Genomic DNA, 24,897 nt, shown 5'->3' on the forward strand with positions numbered 1-24,897 from the left:
ACCTTATCACCTCTTTTTAGCAAGCCAAAAACAATGGTTTTCCCTAAGGCGCCACGGCCGCGTTTTCCGCGGACGCGCCGTGCGCCAAAATAGCTTTCATCGACTTCAATCTGCCCCACTAGTGGGGGCAGATTGAAGTATGGATAGTTCTACAATTCTAAGCCTAATAGCGGTTAAATATTTGTTGATTGTTTGTCTGCTCAATCCTGTTAATTCCTTGATTTGAACTGCGTTCAAATCAAGAGAAAAATACTTAATTATTTCTCTAAATTTCTTCTCTGAAATACGGGAACGATTTACATACTTGTTTTTTTACTTTCATAACGGTACTTTAACATGATTTTAAATATGCTTGGGTTGTCATGACCCAAAAAATATAATAAAATCAAGTATGAATTTTAGAGTGTTGTTAGTTTTATAACGATAACAACAACCAAACAGCAACTAACGCCAACAAAATGGAAAAAAAGTAATTTAAACTTTTTTCTATTATTGGATCTTGTGTCAATTTAGATATAACACTACCTGCCGCCACCCAGATAAAGTGCGTTGAAATATTTAAAACTGCCAGCATAATTACCAAATACGTAATTTGCATGTTTTTATCAAAACTACTATCAAGCAATACTGAAAACATTAAAAATAATATTGTCCAACCTTTAGGATTGAGCATCTGTAAAACAACGCCATCTATAAACGTGTAATGTTTTTGTTGCTTTTGTTGTGTTTTTTTTACTGGTTGGATAAATTTATAGGATAAATATATGATATATAAGGCGCCTAATAATTGCAAAACAGTGACTACATCAGGATAACGTTTTAAAGCCTCACCCAGTCCAAAGCCAATAATAAGTGAACAAAGAATAAACACCAAGTCCACACCCAATATCAATGGGATTGATTTTTTGACACCTTGCTGCATTCCGGACATAGCAAAAACTATATTTGCAGGTCCTGGACTAGATACCAAAGGAAACATTAGGCTAAAAAATAATAAAAAATATTGAAAATTCATAGCTTTTCCTTGTAAAAATATTCGCTAGATTTATTATACATTAGAGTGCCTGAAGCAATCGCTTGGTGCACCCCGGTAAACAATTTCTTGCCTCCCATAAGTGCTAATTAGCTTTTTTTATCTTTACCACTGAGTTTTAAACAAAAAAATACCCAAACCTTAACTTAAGGTTTGGGTATTTTTAGAATTTAAAGCCTAGCAATGTCCTACTCTCACATGGGGAGACCCCACACTACCATCGGCGCTAAGTGGTTTCACTTCTGAGTTCGGGATGGGATCAGGTGGGTCACACTCGCTATTGTCACTAAGCAAACTATTTGCAACCACTGCATAAATGCAGTATTTACGAATTTAAAAGTTTTTATACCTTGATTATAAATAATCGGAGGTATAACAATATTAATACATGTAATAAGTTTGTCACTGTACATCAGTGTATTGCATGACACATCAACACAAAAAATTATGGATTGAATATTAACTATTCAAATAATTTGGGTGTTATATGGTCAAGCCTCACGATCAATTAGTATACGTTAGCTTCAAGTGTCGCCACTCTTCCACACCGTACCTATCAACCTCGTAGTCTTCGAGGGATCTTTAGGAGAGTTAAACTCTCAGGGAGACCTTATCTTGGGAGGGGCTTCCCGCTTAGATGCTTTCAGCGGTTATCCTTTCCAAACATAGCTACTCGGCAATGCGACTGGCGTCACAACCGAAACACCAGAGGTTTGTCCATTCCGGTCCTCTCGTACTAAGAATAGCTTCCCTCAAGTCTCCAACGCCCACGGTAGATAGGGACCGAACTGTCTCACGACGTTCTAAACCCAGCTCGCGTACCACTTTAAATGGCGAACAGCCATACCCTTGGGACCTGCTTCAGCCCCAGGATGTGATGAGCCGACATCGAGGTGCCAAACACCGCCGTCGATGTGAACTCTTGGGCGGTATCAGCCTGTTATCCCCGGCGTACCTTTTATCCGTTGAGCGATGGTCCTTCCACTCAGAACCACCGGATCACTAAGACCTAGTTTCCTACCTGCTCGACGTGTCAGTCTCGCAGTCAAGCACCCTTTTACCTTTGCGCTCATTGCACGATGTCCGACCGTGCTGAGGGTACCTTTGCGCTCCTCCGTTACTCTTTGGGAGGAGACCGCCCCAGTCAAACTACCCACCATGCATTGTCCCCGATCCGGATTACGGACCTAGGTTAGAACTCCAACCATACCAGGCTGGTATTTCAAGATTGGCTCCACTCAAACTAGCGTTCAAGCTTCAAAGCCTCCCAGCTATCCTACACAAGTAGGATCAGAGTTCAATGCAAAGCTGTAGTAAAGGTGCACGGGGTCTTTCCGTCTGGCCGCGGGTATACTGCATCTTAACAGCAATTTCAATTTCACTGAGTCTCGGGTGGAGACAGTGTGGCCCTCGTTACGCCATTCGTGCAGGTCGGAACTTACCCGACAAGGAATTTCGCTACCTTAGGACCGTTATAGTTACGGCCGCCGTTTACTTGGGCTTCGATCAAAAGCTTCGGACGAATCCTAACCTCATCAATTAACCTTCAAGCACCGGGCAGGCGTCACACCCTATACGTCCACTTACGTGTTTGCAGAGTGCTGTGTTTTTAATAAACAGTCGGAGCCACCTGGTATCTTCAACTCTTTTCAGCTTCATCAGCTAGTGATTTTACCTACAAAGAGCACACCTTCTCCCGAAGTTACGGTGTCATTTTGCCTAGTTCCTTCACCCGAGTTCTCTCAAGCGCCTTAGAATTCTCATCTCGTCCACCTGTGTCGGTTTGGGGTACGGTTTCATATAACCTATAGCTTAGAGGATTTTCCTGGAAGCATGGTATCACTCACTTCGCCCAAAAGAGGGCTCGTTATCACGCCTTGAAATAGAGGTTCCCGGATTTTCCTAAGAACCATTTCTACACGCTTGAACAAGGATAACCGTCGCCTTGCTGAGCTAACCTTCTCCGTCTTCCCATCGCAGTTATATGAAGTACAGGAATATTAACCTGTTTCCCATCGACTACGCATTTCTGCCTCGCCTTAGGGGCCGACTAACCCTACGCCGATTAACGTTGCGTAGGAAACCTTGGACTTCTGGCGAGGGGGTTTTTCACCCCCTTTATCGTTACTCATGTCAGCATTCGCACTTCTGATACCTCCAGCATCCCTCACAGGACACCTTCAACGGCTTACAGAACGCTCTCCTACCATCATAATAAATTATGATCCGTAGCTTCGGTATGTAGTTTTAGCCCCGTTAAATCTTCCGCGCAAACCGACTCGACCAGTGAGCTATTACGCACTCTTTAAAGGAATGGCTGCTTCTAAGCCAACCTCCTGGCTGTCTGGGCCTTTTCACATCGTTTCCCACTTAACTACAATTTTGGGACCTTAGCTGACGGTCTGGGTTGTTTCCCTTTCCACTACGGACGTTAGCACCCGCAGTGTGTCTCCCATGCTCATACTTTCAGGTATTCGGAGTTTGCAATGGTTTACTAAGTCTTGACGACCCGCTAGCCATAACAGTGCTCTACCCCCTGAAGTAATACATGAGGCTCTACCTAAATAGATTTCGGAGAGAACCAGCTATCTCCGGGTTTGTTTGGCCTTTCACCCCTATCCACAGCTCATCCCCTCATTTTTCAACATAAGTGGGTTCGGGCCTCCAGTTAGTTTTACCTAACCTTCACCCTGGCCATGGATAGATCACCCGGTTTCGGGTCTACTCCCAGCTACTAATCGCCCATTTAAGACTCGGTTTCCCTACGGCTCCCCTATTGGTTAACCTTGCAACTGAGAAGTAAGTCGCTGACCCATTATACAAAAGGTACGCAGTCACGGAATAAATCCGCTCCTACTGCTTGTATGCATACGATTTCAGGTTCTATTTCACTCCCCTCCCGGGGTTCTTTTCGCCTTTCCCTCACGGTACTTGTTCACTATCGGTCATTAGAGAGTATTTAGCCTTGGAGGGTGGTCCCCCCATATTCAAACAGCGTTTCACGTGCGCCGCCTTACTCGATTTCACATAAATTAAATTTTCCTATACGGGACTATCACCCTGTATCGTTGAACTTTCCAGATCATTCTAGTAATTTAAAATATGCTTAAGGGCTGATCCCCGTTCGCTCGCCGCTACTAAGGGAATCTCGGTTGATTTCTTTTCCTCTAGGTACTTAGATGTTTCAGTTCCCTAGGTTAGCTTCAGTGACCTATGTATTCAGTCAAAGATAATGGTCTGATGACCATCGGGTTTTCCCATTCGGAGATCTCCGGGTTAAAGCTAATTTATCAGCTAACCGAAGCTTATCGCAGATTATCACGTCCTTCATCGCCTTCTAATGCCAAGGCATCCGTCGTATGCACTTATTCACTTGACCATATAACCCCAAAGTATCTGAGTTACATGGTTCTTATTCACCAAGAAGTCACAAATTGTGATAAATCACAATCGGTGAATTCTATATTTTTATTTATCAAAGAGAGAAATTAATCTCTCAATGAGAATCCATTTTTTTTGAAATTGTTGTGTCAATGCAATACACCAATGATAACTGTCATCACAACAGTCATCGCGTTGTTATATTGTATATTTACAAACTTTACTTCATGTATTAAATTGTTAAAGAGCTCCACACCCGAAGGCGCGGCATAAAAACTTAAACAAAGTAACAATTGTGTTATCTTGTTTAAGTTTTTAAACTTAAGATTAAGTGGTGGAGCCAGGGAGGATCGAACTCCCGACCTCTTGCGTGCAAGGCAAGCGCTCTCCCAGCTGAGCTATGGCCCCAAATAAGTTATGATAATATCATAAAATGGTGGGTCTGGGTGGATTTGAACCACCGACCTCACCCTTATCAGGGGTGCGCTCTAACCAACTGAGCTACAGACCCTGGACGAAACAAGTAACTTGTTTCTAGGGAACACTTAGTCTATCTTCTTTAAATTTATCAAATAACTTGTTGTGGACACTCATACTTTTCTTAAGGAGGTGATCCAACCCCAGCTTCCGCTAGGGTTACCTTGTTACGACTTTACCCCAGTCATGAATCACACCGTGGTGACCGTCCCCTGTAAACAGTTAGACTAGCCACTTCTGGTGCAACCCACTCCCATGGTATGACGGGCGGTGTGTACAAGACCCGGGAACGTATTCACCGTAGCATTCTGATCTACGATTACTAGCGATTCCGACTTCACGGAGTCGAGTTGCAGACTCCGATCCGGACTACGAAAAGGTTTATGAGATTAGCTTGCTCTCGCGAGGTTGCGACCCTTTGTCCTTCCCATTGTAGCACGTGTGTAGCCCTGGTCGTAAGGGCCATGATGACTTGACGTCGTCCCCGCCTTCCTCCGGTTTATCACCGGCAGTCTCCTTATAGTTCCCACCATGATGTGCTGGCAAATAAGGATAAGGGTTGCGCTCGTTACGGGACTTAACCCAACATCTCACGACACGAGCTGACGACAGCCATGCAGCACCTGTATCAGAGTTCCCGAAGGCACCAATCTATCTCTAGAAAGTTCTCTGTATGTCAAGACCAGGTAAGGTTCTTCGCGTTGCATCGAATTAAACCACATGCTCCACCGCTTGTGCGGGTCCCCGTCAATTCCTTTGAGTTTTAGCCTTGCGGCCGTACTCCCCAGGCGGACAACTTAACGCGTTAGCTTCGCCACTAAGAGGTAAATCCTCCCAACGGCTAGTTGTCATCGTTTACGGCGTGGACTACCAGGGTATCTAATCCTGTTTGCTACCCACGCTTTCGTACCTCAGTGTCAGTATTAGTCCAGAAAGCTGCCTTCGCCATTGATGTTCCTTCAGATATCTACGCATTTCACCGCTACACCTGAAATTCCACTTTCCTCTCCTATACTCTAGTTTGCCAGTTTTAAATGCAGTTCCTAGGTTGAGCCCAGGGCTTTCACATCTAACTTAACAAACCACCTACGCACGCTTTACGCCCAGTAATTCCGATTAACGCTTGCACCCTCCGTATTACCGCGGCTGCTGGCACGGAGTTAGCCGGTGCTTCTTCTAAAGTTAACGTCAAGGCTAATGGGTATTAACCATTAGCTTTTCTTCACAATTGAAAGTGCTTTACAACCCTCAGGCCTTCTTCACACACGCGGTATTGCTGGATCAGGCTTGCGCCCATTGTCCAATATTCCCCACTGCTGCCTCCCGTAGGAGTCTGGACCGTGTCTCAGTTCCAGTGTGGCTGATCATCCTCTCAGACCAGCTAAAGATCGTCGCCTTGGTGAGCTTTTACCTCACCAACAAGCTAATCTTACGCAGGCTCATCTGATAGCGAAACCTTTCAAGAAGAGGGCTCCTTTTCTCCATAGAGATTATGCGGTATTAATCCAGATTTCTCTGGGCTATCCCCCACTATCAGGCAGATTCCTACGCGTTACTCACCCGTCCGCCACTCGACGCCTACTAGCAAGCTAGTATCGTTTCCGTTCGACTTGCATGTGTTAAGCATACCGCCAGCGTTCAATCTGAGCCAGGATCAAACTCTTCAGTTTAATTCTAACTATTTAGAACATTGGCAACATTTATAAATAAATGCGCTTTGCGTTCAATTTTTTTAAAAGCTGATTTTGCTTTTGTTTTGTCGGAACAATCACAAATAAATGCAATTGTTTCGTGTGCACTGCACAATTTTTATTGTACGAGTGCCCACACAAGTTATTTGATAGTTTTTTAAAGAGCTACTGCAAAAAATGTAAATTTATTATGCAGTGAAAGATAGAAATTATACAGCGTATATTTAACTTGTCAACACTTATTTTCAACTTTCTTTGCAAGAAACTTTTTTACTATTTCGGTGCAGTGAAAGAAAAGAATTATACTAAGATTTTTTCTGTGGTCAAGTATTATTTGACTAATTTTTTAAATTAACTTGTTGAGGTGTTAACTTATCCTCTGAAACCGCCCTATTAAGCCATTCGTCAGCTTCATCAATATCAACGATTTTTTGATTTTCATCGACCATTTCAATATCATTATCGTTCCAGCCTTTGATTCCCATCTTTAAGGAACGTACATTTTCAAATCCCATCAGCTGCATTGTTTGTACAGCAAGTACACTTCTATTGCCAGATCGACAAATAACAACAATATTTTGATCTCGTGTTTTTGCCAATGCGGGCACCGTGTCATCATAATTCCAGACGCATGCACCCTCTAAAACGCCTCTTGGCACATGTAGTGAATTTCGTATATGCATTATCTTAAATTCATTCGCTTCTCTTATGTCTAATAGTATGAGACCTTGATCGTTTTCAATCTCTTCCTCCAAGTCCCATGGAAACACTTCACTGACAGCTGCTAATGCATTTTGCACTAATTGTTGATATCTATCCATAATGTTATCTCTATTTACAATAACCTTTTTCAGTAACCAATACCGCCACCTCTACTCGTGATGATAATTCTAGCTTTCGTAAAATTGCTTTTACGTGTAGTTTAACTGTGCCATCAGAAATGCCCAATTCTCTAGCAATAACTTTATTACTGTGTCCTATAGATACCTGACAAGCCACCTCTTTTTCACGATTGGTTAATAATTCAAATGACGGCTCACTATCAGTTAATTCATCTCGCAAAACCTTAGCCAGCACGTGAGTCATGTCTTGTGCAACAACAATGGCACCTTTAACTGTTTCATTGAGTGCATCAACTAACTCATCGGGATCCATATTTTTTAACAAATAACCCTGTGCGCCATATTTAAGACAATCTCGCAAATCTGTCTCTTCAGTACTTGTGGTCAACATGACTACGGGGATTGTAATTTTTCGCTCTTTAATAATTTTAAGTACTTCAATGCCTGACATTTGCGGCATACGCAAATCTAGAAGAATGATATCCACAGTGATTGACTCTATTTCTTCCAGGCCTTGTTCGGGTGATGATGCTGCACTGGCAGAAATACTTTTAGATTCTAATAAAGCAATTAAGCCATTTCTAAATAATGCGTGGTCATCAATAATATATATCTTCATGTATTACTCTTTAAATCTAACGGTAATTCGAGTGCCTTCGTCAACCTCTGACTCGACTTCAATTTCTGCGCCCACCCTCTGGGCGCGTTCTTGCATAATATTCATGCCAATATTATTCCCCATTATTTCGCTGGTATTCTGATCTTTTGCAAAGCCAATACCATCGTCTTCAATTAATAATTGAGGATAAGGCTTGGCGGTTAATAAAATTCTAACATTACGCGCTTTGGCGTGTTTACGAATATTGGACAATGCCTCTTGGGTAATGCGCATAATTTGCATCTCAACTTCTGAATCAACCTTAAATCTACCTTCCACTTGTAAATAAGTCGCAATACCCTCTTCTGATTTAAAACGATTGGCTAGATTCTCTAACGATACTTCTATACCTTTAGGATCTAAAGGTATACGGAAATTACACATTAGCTCGCGTAATTCTTGGTTGGCTTGGGTGATGTTAGTTTGCAAAGCCTCAATTTGATGATAGGCATCAATCTGTTTGGCTTGCTTTAAAGAATTACCCAAAACACTCACTTGTAATTTTAAGCTATAAATTGTTTGCGCCAAAGAATCATGAATTTCTTGAGATAAGAACAAACGCTCTTGAGAAAGCTCCATGCGTTTAGTCTGCTCATCCAGTGTTGATTTATCAAGTGCAATGGCAATATTCTCAGCAATAGATTCTAATAAAGCACGCTCATCATAAGCTAGTGATGGCTCTTGATCAAAAAATAAATTAAAAATTCCCAGGGTTTTTCCATGATGGCGCAATGGAATAAAAATTGTACCAACATCAGCCACTTGTGTTGATTCATTGCCGACACATTTTGCACAATTATGTACACTAAACTGTACACCAGCCTTTTCTGCCATTGCCACTTCACCACAAAAACAGTCGCTGCTTAAGACTTGATACTCCAAGCCTTGTTCGTCAATCACACCTTTCTGTGCCACCAAGTAAAGCTCGCCATCTTCTGCTAAGCTTCTTGCAGCGCCAGAACTTGCACCAGTCATACTTACAAACATACCTAAAAAATATTCAAATAATTCTTGTGTTGAGTGCAGTTGATTGAGTTTTGATGAGACGCTATATAATGTCTCTAAAGAAGCTGACTTTTGACTAAGACGTTGAATTTGCTTTTTAAGAATGCTTTCCATGTCATCGTAAAGATGTTGGTTTTCATCAATTAAATGATTGATCGCTGCAGCAACTGGACGAAACGTTGTTTCTTGGGCTTCGTCTAAACGAATAGCCTGGTTAGTTTTAAAGCTAACCACCCAATTTTGTAGATCTGCAAAAGGCAACAAGAAATCCTTACGAATAGACAAATACAAACCAAAGTAAATCAATAAAATTAAGACAATCAATAAAATATCAACAGCATTATATGTATCGTAAGCAAGTCCAATCTCAGCAACCAGTATTGGTGACAATAGTGCTGTTACAACAAAATATAAATAAAATTTAATCTTAATATTCATGCTAGCCTACTTGCCAATACAAAAAGAAGAGAATATTTCGCCCAATAAATCATCCGAAGAGAATTCACCGGTAATACTTGCCATAGCCTGCCCGCCGTGGCGTAAATCTTCAGCCATAAGCTCAATAGCACCACCATCAAGCTGCAATAAGGCATTATTAATACTTTCGAGTGATTCTTCAAGTGCAATAATGTGACGTTTTCTAGCAAGCACCACTCCTTCTGTACTACTATCTAAACCAGCAATATCTGACAATTCTTGCTTAAGTAGATCAATGCCTTTAACTTCTTTTGCACAAATTGATAGTTGCACATTACCATCAACTTGAGCTCTTTCAACCGATTCGCCTGTTAGATCAATCTTATTTTTAACAACTAGTAAATGCTTATAAGTAATATCTTCGGGCAATAATGAAAAATCAGGCTTCTTATCTTGGGCGTCATACATCATTAGTACCACATCTGCTTTTGCAATAACATCGCGCGCTCTTTTAATACCTTCTTTTTCAACCACATCGTCACTATCATGAAGCCCAGCAGTGTCAATAATATTAAGTGGCATACCATTAATATGTATGGTTTCACGCAAGACGTCTCTAGTGGTACCAGCAATATCAGTAACAATAGCACTGGAGCGTTGTGTTAATGCATTTAATAATGAGGACTTACCCGCATTTGGCTTTCCAGCAATGGCCACATTTAAACCTTCACGCAGAATTGCACCTTGAGTAGCCGAATGCAAAATTTGCTCAATTTCAGCTCTAATCGCTTGAGTTTTTTCTTTAACTTGATCTGATTGCAAAAAATCGATTTCCTCATCTGAGAAGTCAATCGTCGCTTCTACAAAAATACGTAAATCAATAATGGATCGGGTCAGCTTATTAACTTGCTTGGAAAAAACACCTGATAACGACCTAAGTGCAGAACGAGAAGCCTGCTCAGAGCTTGCATCAATAATATCTGCAACTGCTTCAACCTGCACTAAATCCATTTTTCCATTTAAAAAGGCACGTTTTGAAAACTCTCCTGGCTCTGCCGCATGCGCACCCAAAGCAATCGATGATCCCAACAAAGAGCGCATCACGCTAATACCGCCATGGCCTTGAAACTCAAGCACATCCTCTCCGGTAAAGGAATTTGGCCCTGGAAAAAATAGCGCAATACCTTGATCAATTTCTATTTTATCTTGATCAAAGAAAGAGCCGTAGTGCGCATAACGAGGCTTAGGTACAAAGCCCAACATCTGTTTGGCGATGGCCTGACTCAGTGGGCCTGACACACGCACTACACCAATACCGCCTTTACCAATACTGCTGGCCAATGCGCAAATAGTTGTCTGTGTATCAGTCATCTCTAAACCTGCTCAAAATATTGCGTTAAATACTGATCAAAACTCATGGTATCAGACTCTTCAATTGCTTGCTGGGATTTACAGGATTGTTGCGCTTGCTCATCTAGATAATTAAAATGTGCTTGATTAACATCATTGGATAGAAATTCTCGTCGATATTGCTTAGCAAAAGTATTGGTATCATCAAAGAAGCCTTGATTTTTATTTTTCATCCTAGTTAATGTTTGTGCAGAAGGCGTCAACTCTGGATTATCAAAACGTCGAGCAATGTCGCTCACATCCTTAATATAAACATCGCCAAATAGACCAGCACACAAGCGCAACTCTGTTGTTAGCTCGCTACCCAGTTCAGCAATAGAGATTTCAGATAACTGATATTTAAGCATTAACCCTGGTTTACGCCCTTCATGGGTTACTAATTGATCATTAGTATCAATTTCAACCTGTTCGCGTGTTGAAATAGCTGGAGAGTCTTTTAATAGGCAAAACAACAAAAACACTTCTAAAAAATGAATTTGGGGCTCATCAATACCCATTGGCAATGATGGATTGAGATCTAAAGACCTTAATTCAATATAAGCAATGCCATCATCACTTAAACTATCTAATGGTTTTTGACCAGACTTAATAACTGGCTTAGGGCGCACAGAGGCATAGTATTCATTTTCAATTTGTAAAATATTAGCATTAAGCTGCTGATATTCGCCATTTTTTTTAATGCCGATTTTTTCATACTCACTACAACTTGCTGCCATGCCAGCTTTAAGTGAATGCACATAATGACTCAAAGAATTGTAGTTCGCCTTAACGCCGGCCTCATCTTCACGCAAATTTTGATAGCCAATATCTCCCATGCGCAATGAAGTTGCATAGGGCTCATATAAAGTAGATTTATTAAATTCAACCAATGAATGCTGATGATACCCTTTTAAGAATGATTTACATACAGCGGGTGAAGCGCCAAACAAATACGGAATAATCCAGCCATAACGCACTACATTACGAGTAAGCGCCATATAAGCTTCATCTTTACTTTGGCCAATTAATGTTAATCGACATGCTTTGTCAATAAATTCTTGTGAGATTGAATAGTTGAAATGAATTCCTGCAATGGTTTGCATTACACTACCATAACGATTAGCCAAGCCTTGTCTGTAAACAGTTTTCATCTTGCCACGATTGCTAGAACCATATTGTGCAATAGGGATAAAAGTTTCCCCGCGAATGACACAAGGCATACTTGCCGGCCAAAAATTTTGATCTTTAGGCAAACGGCAATACAAATAATGCTGTGTATCTTGCAAAAAATTAAGCACTGCTTTCGCACTGGATAACGGCGGAGTAACTAGCTCCAGCAATGATTCTGAAAAATCCGTGGTGATATTAGGATGTGTTAACGCACAGCCCAATGAGTCTGGGTGTGGCGCTTGAGATAGTCCGCCTTTTTTCGAAATACGCAAACCTTCTTTTTCAATGCCCATTAAATTACCAGAAAGTAATTGTGCATGGGGCTGGAGTAATTGGATTTTTTGCTCTATATTCAAAGGACTTACGAATTAAAATAAGGGCTATTTTACCATTAGCTGATCAAATGAAGACAATCAAGGCCGTTGTTGGGGTTTTGCGTAATAATACTCAACAAATTCTCATTGCCAAGCGCCAAGATCATCAATTTATGGGTGGATTTTGGGAGCTTCCTGGTGGAAAAATTGACCCTGGAGAGTCTAATGAAGAAGCTGTTATTAGGGAGTTAAAAGAAGAGCTAAGCATTGGTGTAGTCGAGTTATCTTTACATCAAACTATGGTTTATGATTATCCAGAACATCGGGTAGAATTAAGCATCTATAACATCATTCAATATCAACAAACCCCGAAAGGTATTGAAGGGCAAGAAATTACTTGGAGTGATATTGATGATCTGTCAAACTTTAACCTGCTACCTACCATGAAAGCTTTTATTAACTCAATTACATTGCCAAATAAATACTGGATCACACCATCATCAAACCATGAAGGTGACGAGTGGATGACGAAATTTAATGAAAAAATATCCCAGGGCATTAGTCTAATCCAACTTCGTAGCAAAGCCAAATTAGAGGTTGAATTTATCAAAGAACTTCACAACAAATGCCAACAGCATAATGTCAAACTACTACTAAATACAGTTGATAAAACCTTTGACGAAACCTATTGTGATGGCTGGCATCTTACCACCAGTGAAATGCTCAATTTAGAATCAAGACCTTGTGCTGATGATAAACTTTTAGGTGTATCAACTCACAACCTAGATGAAGCATTAAGCGCACAAAAGCTAGGCGCTGATTTTGTCGTTATCTCGCCAGTACAGGCCACACAAACACATCCCGATACTGTACCAATAGGCTGGGAAGCTGCACAAGAAGTCGTGAATAAACTTAACATTCCCGTGTACTTTTTAGGCGGAATGACTCTTGATGATTTAGACAAAGCATTAGAAATTGGTGCGCAAGGCATTGCTGGCGTCAGCGCCTTTTAACTAAGCTCTAGCAACCGTTAACACGTCACACGACTTAGCGCCTGCCTTTAAAACGGTTTTTGCCAATTCATTTAAACTAGATCCTGTGGTCATTACATCATCGACCAATAACACCTTGTTATAAATCATAGCTTGGGCGCTGAATGCATTGTTAATTTCAATTTTTCGCTCTTCTAAATTTAAGGTTGATAATGCGCGCGTTAATTTGATACGTTTAACACTGGTTCGATCAATCAAAATATTTGATTTTTTGGCGATAACTCTAAGCAATTCATGAGTTTGGTTATAGCCTCTTTCACGCAAACGATTTGCACTTAATGGTAATGGAATAATGGCGTCGTACTCACCTTGATCACTAACAAGGTTAAGATACTTTTCATGCAATTTATGCGCAAAAAAATCACCAATACAGAGCTGATGATCAAACTTAAAACGCTTAATTAAATTAGCACAAACACCCGAATAATCATACAACGCATAGGCATTAGCAAATAATGGCGCATGGGTCAAACAAGCGCCACAAAAATGCAAATCAGAATTTAAAGGTACTGCACATGAGCGACATCGATGCTGGCTAACCTGAAGGCTTTGCTCGCAATATTCGCACACACAAAATATTGACCGCTCGGTGCAAAGCACACAAGACTGTTTAGGTATAAAAGGGGCTAACCTCGTGTAAATACCCATGTTGTTGAATCTGACATGTCTTCTCTAAAGCAATAATCTTCCATTTTAAATGCTTTTAAATCATCGGCATTGATAATACGATTTTTAATCATAAATTGAACCATAAGCCCTCGCGCGCGCTTAGCATAAATACCAATAATTTTATATTTGTCGCCTTTGAACTCCTTAAAGGCAATATTAATGATTTTGGCTTTTAGTGCTTTTTTATCAATGCCTTTAAAATATTCATTAGAAGCAAGATTAATAATCACTTCAGGCTCATCTTCATTCAATACTTTAGAAATTTTATCACCCCAAAATTCATACAAATTCTTACCTTTTGGATTTTCAAGTCTAGTGCCCATTTCTAAACGATACGGCGCAATTAAATCCAACGGACGAATAACACCATACAAGCCGGACAACATGCGCAGGTGATTTTGTGCAAATTCTAAATCTTTTTTGGACAAATTAGGCACATCAATACCCGTATAAACATCGCCTTTAAAAGCCAGCAATGCTTGCTTGGAATTTTCAAAATTGAATGGTGTGGAAAAATCTTGGAATCGATCATAATTGAGTGTGGCTAATTTTTCACTGATTGACATTAATTTAATCAGCTCATTTTGGGTTTTATCTTTGAGAATATTCACCAGTACTTTCGACTCGTCTAATTGGCGAGTAAATGTATGATCATGTATATCTGGTGTGGAAAAATCTTGAGTTTTAGAAGGAGAGATAACCGCTAACATAGTCCAGCTTTTTTTAAAATGAATAATTAATAAATATTCTACCTTATTGCACGAAGCATATGCACTCTGACACTAAGGGATTTCAGCTTAAATAGAAGGGCATTTTAGTTTATAATTAGGAGATTTTTTTCGATCTTTATTTTGTAAATTTTAGCCTATGAAAACCCCACCATTACATTTGCCAAAAGCGCACGGTCTTTATTCTCCTAGCAATGAAAAGGAAAATTGTGGCGTTGGCTTTATCGCTCATATTAAGGGTGAACCCTCTCATCAAATTACGCTAGATGCATTAGAAATGCTAACTCGTATGGATCATCGCGGTGGCTGTGGTTGCGAAACAAACACTGGCGATGGCGCCGGCATTCTAACCAATATCCCACATGATTTCTTTACCGCTGAAATTCACACTCTGTTTAACACTTCAGTAGCTCAAGGTGATTACGCTGTGGGTAATGTTTTCTTGCCACAAGATGAATCACAACGCGCACATTGTATAACATTATTAGAAAAGTCGATTACTAGCGAAGGTCAAACATTAATTGGCTGGAGAGATGTTCCTATTGATACTCACAAAGCTAATGTTGGCAACATCGCTAAAGAATCTCAACCAATCATTAAGCAACTTATTATTGCTAAAGCTGACAACATTGATACCAAAGCTTTTGAACGTGCATTATTTGTCATTAGAAAACAAACATCACATGCCATTCGTACTGATGAGGCTTTATCAGAAGCAGCATTATTTTATGTTTGTAGTTTATCTACCACCATCATTATCTATAAAGGTATGTTGATGGGGTCACAAGTACTTGATTTTTATACAGATTTATCTAACCCTGAGTATGCAACATATCTTGCCATGGTGCATTCAAGATTCTCAACTAATACATTTCCATCATGGGACAGAGCGCAACCTTGTCGCTACATGTCTCACAATGGTGAAATCAATACACGCCAAGGAAACTACAACTGGATGCGCGCTCGTGAAGGCGCATTAGAAAGTGAATTATTTACTGACAACCTAGACAAAACACTACCAGTTATTGAAACTGATGTTTCTGACTCAGGTAGTTTTGACAATGTTTTAGAATTCTTAATGATGAATGGTCGTAGCTTACAAGAGGCGGTACTAATGATGGTGCCTGAAGCTTGGCAAAATGACACCAATATGAGTGACGAAAGAAAAGCATTTTATGAATATTTCTCAAATGTAATGGAGCCGTGGGATGGTCCAGCTTCCATTGCCTTTACTGATGGTCGTTATATTGGCGCCGTGCTTGATCGTAATGGATTACGTCCTTCACGCTACTACCTTACTCATGATGATCGCGTTATTATGGCTTCTGAAGTTGGTGTGGTTGATGTCGCAACGGATAATGTTAAAACCAAAGGCCGATTACGCCCAGGAAAAATGTTCTTAGTTGATTTTGACAAGGGTGAATTGGTTGATGATGAGACCATTAAGGCTGAATTTGCTGCTAAGAATCCGTACAGAGAGTGGCTAGACGACCAACAAATATATTTATCAGAACTTAACTGTGCAGCTGAGTCTCATGGATTTCATCCTGAATCGTTGATACACCGCTTAAAAGCATTTGGATATAGCACTGAAACTTTGCAATTTATGCTGCTACCACTGGTAAATGAGCTTCGTGATCCAGTAGGATCAATGGGTAATGATTCAGCCTTGGCTTGTTTATCTGATCAAGCTCGACTTATTTATGATTACTTTAAACAATTATTTGCTCAAGTTACCAATCCAGCGATCGACTCTATTCGCGAAGAAGTGGTTATGTCACTACGTTGCTCAATTGGACCAGAAGGAAATCTATTAACCAACAAAGCTGAAAATGCTCATCGCTTAGTAATCGAGCATCCAATCTTAACCAACGAAGAGACTGCCGCACTAAGGCATTGTAATCATCGTGGTTGGACCAGCAAAACCATTGATATTACTTATGACATCAATGAAAGCAAAAAAATCTCTGATTTACTAGACGACATTTGTACGCAAGGCTCTCAAGCTATTAAAGATGGTCACAGCTTAATTATTTTATCTGATCGCAATATTGGCACAAACCGTGTTGCGGTATCAAGTTTATTAGCCTCTTCAGCACTACACCGTTATTTAGTGGCAAGCTCAGAAAGAACACAAGTTGGCATTATTGTAGAAACAGGCGAAGCTCGCGAAGTTCATCATTTCTGCTTATTAACGGGTTTCGGTGCTGATGCGATCAACCCTTACTTGGCTTTTGAAGCACTATGGCAAGCACGCAGAGATGATATGATTAGCATGAATAGTGATGAAGCTATCATTGCCGCTTATCGCAAAGGTGTTGCCAAAGGCATGCTTAAAGTGATGGCCAAAATGGGTATTTCTACATTAGAGTCATACAAAGGTGCACAAATCTTTGAAGCGGTTGGCTTGGCGCCAGAAATAATGGAGAAATGTTTTTTTGAAACCGCATCACGTATCGATGGCGTGAACTTTGACATTCTACAAGCTGAAGGTGAAAAACGCCACAACCACGCTTACAACACTGAAACACTAGACAACCCTGGCCAATACCACTGGAGAAGTGGTGGCGAAACACACATGTGGGATCCGAGAGCAATTTCAAACCTACAATTGGCTGCTAAAAATAATGATGAATCTGCTTATTGGGCATTCTCTAAGCATGCCAATGAAGAAGGCACTCGTAATTCAACATTACGTGGGCTAATGTCATTTAAACAAGGCAATTCAATTTCAATTGATGAAGTTGAATCGGCACAAGAAATTGTCAAGCGATTTGCCACTGGCGCTATGAGTTTTGGCTCTATTTCTGCAGAGTCTCACGAATCACTTGCCATTGCTATGAACCGCTTAGGCGGCAAATCAAACACAGGTGAAGGTGGTGAAGACGCTAAGCGCTGGACAGCAGATGAAAATGGTGATTCACGTCGTAGTGCCATTAAGCAAGTAGCCTCTGGTCGTTTCGGTGTTACTATCGATTACTTAAACAATGCAGACGAAATTCAAATTAAAGTATCACAAGGTGCCAAGCCAGGTGAAGGTGGCGAATTACCAGGCTCAAAAGTAGATGAAGACATTGCTGCTATTCGACACTCAACACCGGGCGTGGGTTTAATCTCTCCTCCTCCTCATCATGACATTTATTCTATTGAAGATTTATCACAGCTTATTTTTGACTTAAAACGTTCTAACCCAGAAGCGCGTATTAGTGTGAAATTAGTAGCAGAAGTGGGCGTAGGAACTATTGCAGCTGGCGTAACCAAAGCAAAATCTGACCACATTGTTATTGCTGGTCATGATGGTGGTACAGGTGCATCACCACTAACCTCAATCAAACATGCAGGTTTGCCGTGGGAGCTTGGCCTTGCTGAGACACACCAAACCCTAGTGATGAATGGTCTACGCTCTCGCGTGGTAATTCAAACAGATGGCCAGCTAAAAACCGGTCGTGATGTTGCGATTGGCGTATTACTAGGTGCAGAAGAATTCGGATTTTCAACCGCGCCACTAATCACCGTGGGTTGTATTATGATGCGTAAATGTCATTTAAATACTTGCCCAGTAGGTATTGCAACGCAAGACAAAGAGTTACGCAAGAAATTTACTGGCAAACCAGAATATATTGTCAACTACCTGTTTATGGTTGCTAAAGAATTGCGCATGATTATGGCAGATCTTGGCTTTAAAACAGTTAACGAAATGATTGGTCGAGTTGATATGTTGGAAATGAATAAAGCAATTGAGCATTGGAAACAAGGCACAATTAATTTGGATGCATTATTAACGCCGGCACAAAAGCCACATGCAGATACTGGCACTTATCAAACCATTACTCAAGATCATCAACTAGAACTACAAATTGATAATGAGCTATTCGAGCAGTCAAAATCATTAATTGATAATGACAAACCGGTACATATTGATAGCAAAATTACCAATGTTGATCGTGCAGTTGGTGCGATGCTTTCATCACACTTGGTTAAAGCACGTGGTGGAAACACTTTAAATGACGATAGCATTCATGTGAAGTTTACTGGTTCTGCTGGTCAATCATTAGGCGCATTTACCGCTAAAGGCATTACCCTAGAAGTGGAAGGTGATGCCAACGACTTCGTCGGCAAAGGCTTATCAGGGGGTAAAGTTATTGTTTATCCGCCTAAAAATTCAACTTTTAATTCTGAAGATGAAATCATCGCAGGTAATGTTTGTGGCTACGGTGCAACAGGTGGTGAAATATACTTGTCGGGTTGTGTTTCAGAAAGATTCTGTGTTCGTAATTCTGGTGTTATGGCTGTTGTAGAAGGTATTGGCGATCATGGTTGTGAATATATGACTGGTGGACGCGTTACCGTTCTAGGTGAAGTGGGTCGTAACTTTGGTGCAGGTATGAGTGGTGGTATTGCTTATATTTATAACCCAAATGATACATTTAAAGACATGGTTAACCCGGTTACGATTGATCTTGATCCAATGGATGATGAAGCGAAAACTGAGCTTAAAGTCTTTGTTACTGATCATGCTAAGTTAACCAGGTCAGTCGTTGCTCAGCGTATTCTAGATAACTGGAATGATGAAATCAAACACTTCATCAAGGTTATGCCAAAAGACCTAAAACGAGTTCTGGCTGAAAATGCTAAAAAGTAAGTTCACTAAAAAGGGTTGCAATGGCAACCCTTTTTTAATACTTAAAATTTGATTTTAAATTGGTACAGCATCAATCACATCAGCTGCATCATCAATAGCCTCATCAATACCATCGCCAACAATAGGGATCACTGAAATAATAGCACCACCTACACGCATCGGCACAGTTACAACCTTGGTTAATACACAACTTGATAATAATAAAACAGCTAATATTAATGTCATAAATTTAAACATACTTATTTTCTATCTAAAATTGTAAAGTAATACGTGTGCGGATTTTTATCATCAGGCTGGTGTGACTCTCTAAAGCTTTCAGAAAAGTCAGATCGATCAAATGTTGGAAAATGTGCATCGCCTTCATAAGATCCTTCAATTTGGGTAATGTATAAACGATCAACACTTGGCAGCATTTGCTCATAAAAAGACGCACCACCCATAATCATAACCTCATCATCATGCTTAGCCAACTCTAAAGCCGCCGTAATGCTACTGACCACTTCACAACCTTTAGCCGTAAAATCAGCGTTACGACTAACAATCACGTTGCGGCGATTTGGCAAGGGAAAGCCGATCGACTCATAAGTCTTTCTACCCATTAGTACGGTTTTTCCTGTGGTGGTCTCTTTAAAATAACCCAAATCAGCGGGTAAATGCCACGGTAAAGCATTATCTTTACCGATGAGTTGATTGTCGTCCATTGCAACGATGATGGATAAGCGCATGAAAAAGCCCTAAATAACGTAAAATGACTTCTATTTTACAAACACTGGTAACACTCGTGGCATTAATTCTCGCTTCCTCCTCACCCTTTCGAAAAGAACTTTTAAATAAGCTTGGTTTGGTGTTTTCAACCCACTCGCCAGACATAGATGAATCAAGAAAATCAGACGAAACGCCTGAACAATTAGTTTATCGTTTGGCAGAATTCAAAGCCAAAGAAGTAGCCAAATCTCATAATGGCTTAATTATTGCTTCAGACCAAGTGGCAACGCTGCAAGATGGAAAAGGCGCTGATGATCAAGTATTAGGCAAGCCACACACACATGAAAATGCCATTAAACAACTTATCGAATGTTCTGGAAATACTGTGACATTCGTTACAAGTTTGTGTCTTTTAAATACAAATACCAACAATATTCAAACAATTGTAGAAACTTTTAGAGTAGTTTTCAGAGATCTTAGCACTCAACAAATTGATCATTATCTTAAAAAAGAACAGCCATACAATTGCGCGGGTAGTTTTAAATCAGAAGGACTAGGCATTAGCTTGTTTAGCGCTCTTGAGGGTAATGATCCCAATACATTAATTGGCCTGCCACTAATTAAGCTTATTCAGCTATTAGAAAACGAAGGCATTGATATCCTCAGCCCTAAGGTATAAGTCAATGTCTTATTTATATCCTGATGAGGTTAGTGCTTCAAACTCAGGTCGAAAAACTTATTGGGGATCTTTATACGGCAGCGCTGATGCCCTCGCATTAATTGAATATGTACAGCGACAACCCCAAGTTGTCTTGCTCATTGCCAATGACATTGCACATTTAGACAGTCTTTATAATTCGTTAAATTTTTACAACCACGGTTTAGACATTCTTATCTTTGATAACTGGGAGGTATTAGCTTATGACCAATTTTCGCCACATCCAGACATCACCTCAAAACGTCTAAGTACGTTATCAAAATTACGAAAATTAAACAGTGGCATTATTATTACCACCTTAGAAACGCTATTTTCACGCCTGTGTCCAATTGAGTTTAGTGAAAAATATAGTTTTAATATTAAAATCGGTGATCGTCTAGAAACTCATGATTTTAGTGAAAAATTATTGAAAATTGGTTATAACCGCGTTACCACCGTCATGGAGCATGGTGAGTTTAATATCAGGGGATCAATGATTGATCTATACCCAATGGGTGCTAAATCACCCTACAGAATAGATCTATTTGATCAAGAAATAGAAACCATGCGAACCTTTGACACTTCGACACAGAGAAGTGAAACACAAGTTAAAGAAATTGTTTTATTACCGGCACGTGAGTTTGCAACAGATGATTCAAGTATTGAATTGTTCAAGCGCAATTATGGCCGGGCATTTGCCAAACAAGGTTTCATTTATACAGAAATCAGCGAGGGTCGATTGCCGGGTGGCATTGAATTCTACTTACCACTATTTTTTAACAAGACCAACACCTTGTTTGAGTATTTGCCCGACTCAATTACTATTGCCACTTCTGCTGGGTTTAGCGATCAAGTTGATCATACTTACGCCAATATTCAATCGCGTTTTGACCATGCCAAGCAAGATTTAGATCGCCAGCCATTAGACATTAGCCAAGTATTTTTAAGCAAAGATCATTTATTTTCGGCCATTAAGCAGCAATCTCAGCTTGTGATTGGCCACTCTAAACTAGACAATAAAAGTGGAAATATTAATTTCGGCTCTAAATTATTGCCACCATTGAGAATTGATCCTCAGGCGAAAAATCCATTGGCGAAGTTGTCTGCCTTTATTGCTCGATTCAAAAAAAGAGTATTAATTGTTTGCCAATCTCAAGGTAGACAAAGTGTTTTAGAAGAGTTGCTAGCCAACCATGGCCTAGAAGCACAATCAACCGCCAATTGGCAGAGTTTTGTTAAAGGCGACAAGCGACTTAACATCGCCAATCAATCGCTAGCACAAGGGTTGCTCAGTGATGATATTGCCATTATCACTGAAGAAAATTTATTTGGCCAAGATGTCGTTCAACAGCAACGCAGACGTCGCGCCAAACACAAAGACTTTGATGAAGCCATTAAAAGCTTAGTCGAGATTAAAAAAGGCGATCCAATCGTTCACGAAAATTACGGTGTTGGCCGCTACCTAGGCTTAAAAACACAAACATATGATGGCTTATCTCAAGATTTCTTGCAACTTGAATATGCTGGTGGCGCTAAACTTATGGTGCCAATGACCTCACTGAACTTAATTTCTCGTTATTCAGGCGCTTCACCTGATAGTGCACCGCTACATAAACTTGGAACGCCACAATGGAGTAAAGCTAAAAAGAAAGCAGGTGAAGCATTGCATGATGTTGCTGCAGAATTATTAGAAATTTATGCCAAACGTGAATCACAAACAGGATTTTCATTTCCTAAACCAAACGATGCTTATTCTTCGTTTGTGACTAGCTTTCCATTTGAGGAAACACCTGATCAACTTAAAACCATGGGTGAAGTATTAGCTGACATGCAATCCCACAAACCTATGGATCGATTAGTATGTGGCGATGTAGGCTTTGGTAAAACTGAAATAGCCATGCGTGCTGCTTTTGTCGCGGTAGATGCTGGAAAACAAGTAGCTATTTTGGTACCAACCACCTTATTAGCTAACCAACATCATCAATCTTTTATTGATCGATTTATCGACTACCCTGTTGAAATAGCGTCCCTATCCAGATTCAAAACCCCTAAAGAGCAAAAACTAATTGTTGAAAAACTGAATTCAGGCAATATTGATATCGTTATTGGTACACATAAAATTATCCAAGGCGGTATTAAGTATAAAAATTTAGGCCTAGTAATTATCGATGAAGAGCATCGTTTTGGCGTCAAGCAAAAAGAAGCGCTTAAAAAACTGCGTGGTCAAAGTGATATTCTCACCATGACAGCAACCCCTATTCCAAGAACGCTAAATATGGCACTGGGATCGTTACGTGAATTGTCTATTATTGCCACCCCGCCCGCCAAACGAAGTGCAATTCAGACCTTTGTACAAGAATGGAAAGATGGTAATATTCAAGAAGCCTGTTCTCGTGAACTACATCGTGGTGGGCAAATATTTGTTGTTCACAATGACATTGATTCAATTGATAACATGGCGGAGAGCCTTAAAGAGCTAATGCCAAATGTGCATGTGCGGATTGCTCACGGGCAAATGCCGACGCGTGAATTGGAACGCATCATGAGTGATTTCTATCATGCACGCTTTCAAATTTTAGTCTGCACTACCATTATTGAGACAGGTATCGATATTCCTAACGCTAACACCATTATTATTAATAATGCGCAAAATTTTGGATTAGCCCAATTGCATCAACTTCGTGGTCGTGTTGGACGATCGCATCATCGTGCGTATGCTTACTTGATTATTAAATCACATCAATCACTTTCTAAAGATGCGAAAAAACGACTAGATGCGATTGAATCTTTAGAGGAGCTTGGTGCGGGATTTATGTTGGCTAATCATGATTTAGAAATTCGGGGTGCAGGTGATCTACTGGGTGACAATCAATCTGGAAAAATTAGCGAAATTGGCTTTAACCTTTATCATGATTTACTCAAACGCACCATTGATGCCATGCGCGCCGGTCGTAAAATCAACTTAGACGATCCAATCAATCATGAAATCCAAATTGATTGCGGCTTGCCATCAATCATTCCTCGAAGCTACTTGGAAGACGTGCATGAGCGCTTAGTTTTATACAAACGCATTGCTAGCTGTAAGACCAACAAAGAGCTTAAAGAATTACAAATAGAGATGATTGATCGTTTTGGCTTATTGCCAGATTCAACCAAACACTTATTTGCTAATACACGCCTGAAACTTTTTTGCGAAAAAATCGGGATTGATGAAATTAGCCTCTATGACGACAAAGCCATCATCACTTTTGGCACTAAAAACATCATAGAACCAATCAAAATCATTCAATTAATCCAAAAACAGCCTAAAAACTACCAACTTAAGGGTCAAAATCAGTTAATTGTCAAAGAAGATATGCCTGAAGACATTAGACGCATTGAGTTGGTAGAAAATTTACTGAAAAAACTAAATTAGCTGCCAAAATACCTAGTAGCAGATTGCCATTCCATGAATTAAATAATACGACGCCACTAACAACGCATGCTGCAATAATGCCTAGCAACACTCTGAAGCCAAACAAAAGGTACATTAAAATTTTGCACTTACATCTAGTGACAAATAGAATAGCGCACTTAATTCAAGCGCGTATTCACCAAAAACCATCATAAGATAGGCGGCTAAAAAACATGCTCATAAAAGCGATTATATTTTCAAACAAAATTACTTGTTATAAGTTAAGATCATAGAGCGTTTGTCGGCGCTAGACTGCGTTGCGGTAATAATATTATCCGTTAACAACACACCTACAGCACGTTTAATAGTTGACAGCGAATATTTTAAAAAATACTGGTTTTTAGTAATAGCAGTAATATTTGCATCCTTGCTGTGCATTACAAACTCTAATACTGATTTTTCAACTTCTGACAACTTGTCAAAACCCATTTCACGCTCATAAGCGTCTAGTGAGCATCGCAATTCAAATAATTTTTCTAGTGCTTTCATATTTTTTAACTCTCCTCAAAGTCTTCAATTTATAACGAATTATAGCTTCTTTTTTATTTTCTAGAAAGCTATTTAGTTTAAATC

15 protein-coding genes, 2 tRNA genes, 3 rRNA genes and 1 pseudogene are annotated in these 24,897 nt (G+C 40.0%); 4 read left to right on the top strand and 17 right to left on the bottom strand.

Going from position 1 to position 24,897, the window contains the following annotated elements; all coding sequences use genetic code 11:
* The 12 genes and pseudogenes from BTHERMOSOX_RS03825 to gshA all read right to left on the bottom strand — a co-directional run.
* Positions 1–285: pseudogene (locus BTHERMOSOX_RS03825) on the bottom strand (IS1595-like element ISBaz1 family transposase); the annotation flags it as partial.
* Between the two features lie 130 nt (positions 286–415).
* Complete coding sequence (locus BTHERMOSOX_RS03830; RefSeq protein WP_138119598.1) at positions 416–1,015, bottom strand: LysE family translocator; 600 nt, start codon at positions 1,013–1,015, stop codon at positions 416–418.
* Positions 1,016–1,208: 193 nt separating this feature from the next.
* Positions 1,209–1,324 (bottom strand): 5S ribosomal RNA (gene rrf, locus BTHERMOSOX_RS03835).
* 196 nt (positions 1,325–1,520) lie between these two features.
* A 23S ribosomal RNA gene (locus tag BTHERMOSOX_RS03840) occupies positions 1,521–4,412 on the bottom strand.
* Between the two features lie 334 nt (positions 4,413–4,746).
* A tRNA-Ala gene (locus tag BTHERMOSOX_RS03845) sits at positions 4,747–4,822 on the bottom strand.
* Positions 4,823–4,848: 26 nt separating this feature from the next.
* Positions 4,849–4,925 (bottom strand) — tRNA-Ile (locus BTHERMOSOX_RS03850).
* Between the two features lie 91 nt (positions 4,926–5,016).
* Positions 5,017–6,561: ribosomal RNA gene (locus BTHERMOSOX_RS03855) — 16S ribosomal RNA — on the bottom strand.
* The 16S, 23S and 5S rRNA genes sit together here with 2 tRNA genes alongside, the layout of an rRNA operon.
* 359 nt (positions 6,562–6,920) lie before the next feature.
* Entirely contained in the window at positions 6,921–7,403 is a 483-nt protein-coding gene (locus BTHERMOSOX_RS03860) for a rhodanese-like domain-containing protein (RefSeq protein WP_138119600.1), read from the bottom strand.
* A gap of 10 nt (positions 7,404–7,413) precedes the next feature.
* Positions 7,414–8,043: a response regulator gene (locus tag BTHERMOSOX_RS03865; RefSeq protein ID WP_138119602.1), complete on the bottom strand. Its 630-nt coding sequence runs from the start codon at positions 8,041–8,043 to the stop codon at positions 7,414–7,416.
* A gap of 3 nt (positions 8,044–8,046) precedes the next feature.
* Positions 8,047–9,525 carry an ATP-binding protein gene (locus BTHERMOSOX_RS03870; protein ID WP_138119604.1) on the bottom strand — a complete coding sequence of 493 codons (1,479 nt, stop codon included), beginning with the start codon at positions 9,523–9,525 and terminating at the stop codon, positions 8,047–8,049.
* A 6-nt stretch (positions 9,526–9,531) separates the two neighbouring features.
* Positions 9,532–10,875 (bottom strand): tRNA uridine-5-carboxymethylaminomethyl(34) synthesis GTPase MnmE, encoded by a 1,344-nt coding sequence (gene mnmE / locus BTHERMOSOX_RS03875; protein WP_138119606.1) that lies wholly within the window; start codon positions 10,873–10,875, stop codon positions 9,532–9,534.
* A gap of 2 nt (positions 10,876–10,877) precedes the next feature.
* Positions 10,878–12,419, bottom strand: coding sequence for a glutamate--cysteine ligase (gshA, locus tag BTHERMOSOX_RS03880; RefSeq protein ID WP_138119608.1), 1,542 nt, complete (start codon positions 12,417–12,419; stop codon positions 10,878–10,880).
* 47 nt (positions 12,420–12,466) lie between these two features.
* Here gshA and BTHERMOSOX_RS03885 point away from each other — a divergent pair, with 47 nt between their 5' ends.
* Entirely contained in the window at positions 12,467–13,390 is a 924-nt protein-coding gene (locus BTHERMOSOX_RS03885) for a Nudix family hydrolase (protein ID WP_138119610.1), read from the top strand.
* Here BTHERMOSOX_RS03885 and BTHERMOSOX_RS03890 read toward each other — a convergent pair whose 3' ends face one another.
* Entirely contained in the window at positions 13,391–13,999 is a 609-nt protein-coding gene (locus tag BTHERMOSOX_RS03890; RefSeq protein WP_138119612.1) for a ComF family protein, read from the bottom strand.
* A gap of 56 nt (positions 14,000–14,055) precedes the next feature.
* Positions 14,056–14,808: a peroxide stress protein YaaA gene (gene yaaA / locus BTHERMOSOX_RS03895; RefSeq protein ID WP_138119614.1), complete on the bottom strand. Its 753-nt coding sequence runs from the start codon at positions 14,806–14,808 to the stop codon at positions 14,056–14,058.
* A gap of 157 nt (positions 14,809–14,965) precedes the next feature.
* On the opposite strand from yaaA, the gene gltB reads away from it, so the two are divergent.
* A complete protein-coding gene (gltB, locus tag BTHERMOSOX_RS03900; RefSeq protein WP_138119616.1) occupies positions 14,966–19,468 on the top strand; it encodes a glutamate synthase large subunit in 4,503 nt (1,500 codons plus the stop codon).
* A gap of 54 nt (positions 19,469–19,522) precedes the next feature.
* Here gltB and BTHERMOSOX_RS03905 read toward each other — a convergent pair whose 3' ends face one another.
* Positions 19,523–19,705 (bottom strand): DUF6726 family protein, encoded by a 183-nt coding sequence (locus BTHERMOSOX_RS03905; protein ID WP_138119618.1) that lies wholly within the window; start codon positions 19,703–19,705, stop codon positions 19,523–19,525.
* 2 nt (positions 19,706–19,707) lie between these two features.
* Entirely contained in the window at positions 19,708–20,193 is a 486-nt protein-coding gene (folA, locus tag BTHERMOSOX_RS03910) for a type 3 dihydrofolate reductase (RefSeq protein ID WP_138119620.1), read from the bottom strand.
* Between the two features lie 23 nt (positions 20,194–20,216).
* On the opposite strand from folA, the gene BTHERMOSOX_RS03915 reads away from it, so the two are divergent.
* Positions 20,217–20,852: a Maf family protein gene (locus BTHERMOSOX_RS03915; RefSeq protein WP_138119622.1), complete on the top strand. Its 636-nt coding sequence runs from the start codon at positions 20,217–20,219 to the stop codon at positions 20,850–20,852.
* Positions 20,853–20,856: 4 nt separating this feature from the next.
* A complete protein-coding gene (gene mfd, locus BTHERMOSOX_RS03920; protein WP_138119624.1) occupies positions 20,857–24,285 on the top strand; it encodes a transcription-repair coupling factor in 3,429 nt (1,142 codons plus the stop codon).
* A gap of 246 nt (positions 24,286–24,531) precedes the next feature.
* Here the strand turns inward: mfd and BTHERMOSOX_RS03925 are convergent, their stop codons facing one another.
* Positions 24,532–24,813, bottom strand: coding sequence for a MarR family transcriptional regulator (locus tag BTHERMOSOX_RS03925; RefSeq protein WP_138119626.1), 282 nt, complete (start codon positions 24,811–24,813; stop codon positions 24,532–24,534).
* Positions 24,814–24,897 lie beyond the last annotated feature (84 nt).

It is taken from the genome of Bathymodiolus heckerae thiotrophic gill symbiont (assembly GCF_900128515.1).
Taxonomy (GTDB): Bacteria; Pseudomonadota; Gammaproteobacteria; order PS1; family Pseudothioglobaceae; genus Thioglobus_A.

Coding starts and splice junctions, on each gene's coding strand:
- BTHERMOSOX_RS03860 (WP_138119600.1), bottom strand. CDS start 7,403: ATGGATAGATATCAACAATTAGTGCAAAATGCATTAGCAGCTGTCAGT.
- BTHERMOSOX_RS03865 (WP_138119602.1), bottom strand. CDS start 8,043: ATGAAGATATATATTATTGATGACCACGCATTATTTAGAAATGGCTTA.
- BTHERMOSOX_RS03925 (WP_138119626.1), bottom strand. CDS start 24,813: ATGAAAGCACTAGAAAAATTATTTGAATTGCGATGCTCACTAGACGCT.
- BTHERMOSOX_RS03885 (WP_138119610.1), top strand. CDS start 12,467: ATGAAGACAATCAAGGCCGTTGTTGGGGTTTTGCGTAATAATACTCAA.
- folA (WP_138119620.1), bottom strand. CDS start 20,193: ATGCGCTTATCCATCATCGTTGCAATGGACGACAATCAACTCATCGGT.
- yaaA (WP_138119614.1), bottom strand. CDS start 14,808: ATGTTAGCGGTTATCTCTCCTTCTAAAACTCAAGATTTTTCCACACCA.
- gltB (WP_138119616.1), top strand. CDS start 14,966: ATGAAAACCCCACCATTACATTTGCCAAAAGCGCACGGTCTTTATTCT.
- BTHERMOSOX_RS03915 (WP_138119622.1), top strand. CDS start 20,217: ATGACTTCTATTTTACAAACACTGGTAACACTCGTGGCATTAATTCTC.
- BTHERMOSOX_RS03905 (WP_138119618.1), bottom strand. CDS start 19,705: ATGTTTAAATTTATGACATTAATATTAGCTGTTTTATTATTATCAAGT.
- mnmE (WP_138119606.1), bottom strand. CDS start 10,875: ATGACTGATACACAGACAACTATTTGCGCATTGGCCAGCAGTATTGGT.
- BTHERMOSOX_RS03870 (WP_138119604.1), bottom strand. CDS start 9,525: ATGAATATTAAGATTAAATTTTATTTATATTTTGTTGTAACAGCACTA.
- BTHERMOSOX_RS03830 (WP_138119598.1), bottom strand. CDS start 1,015: ATGAATTTTCAATATTTTTTATTATTTTTTAGCCTAATGTTTCCTTTG.
- mfd (WP_138119624.1), top strand. CDS start 20,857: ATGTCTTATTTATATCCTGATGAGGTTAGTGCTTCAAACTCAGGTCGA.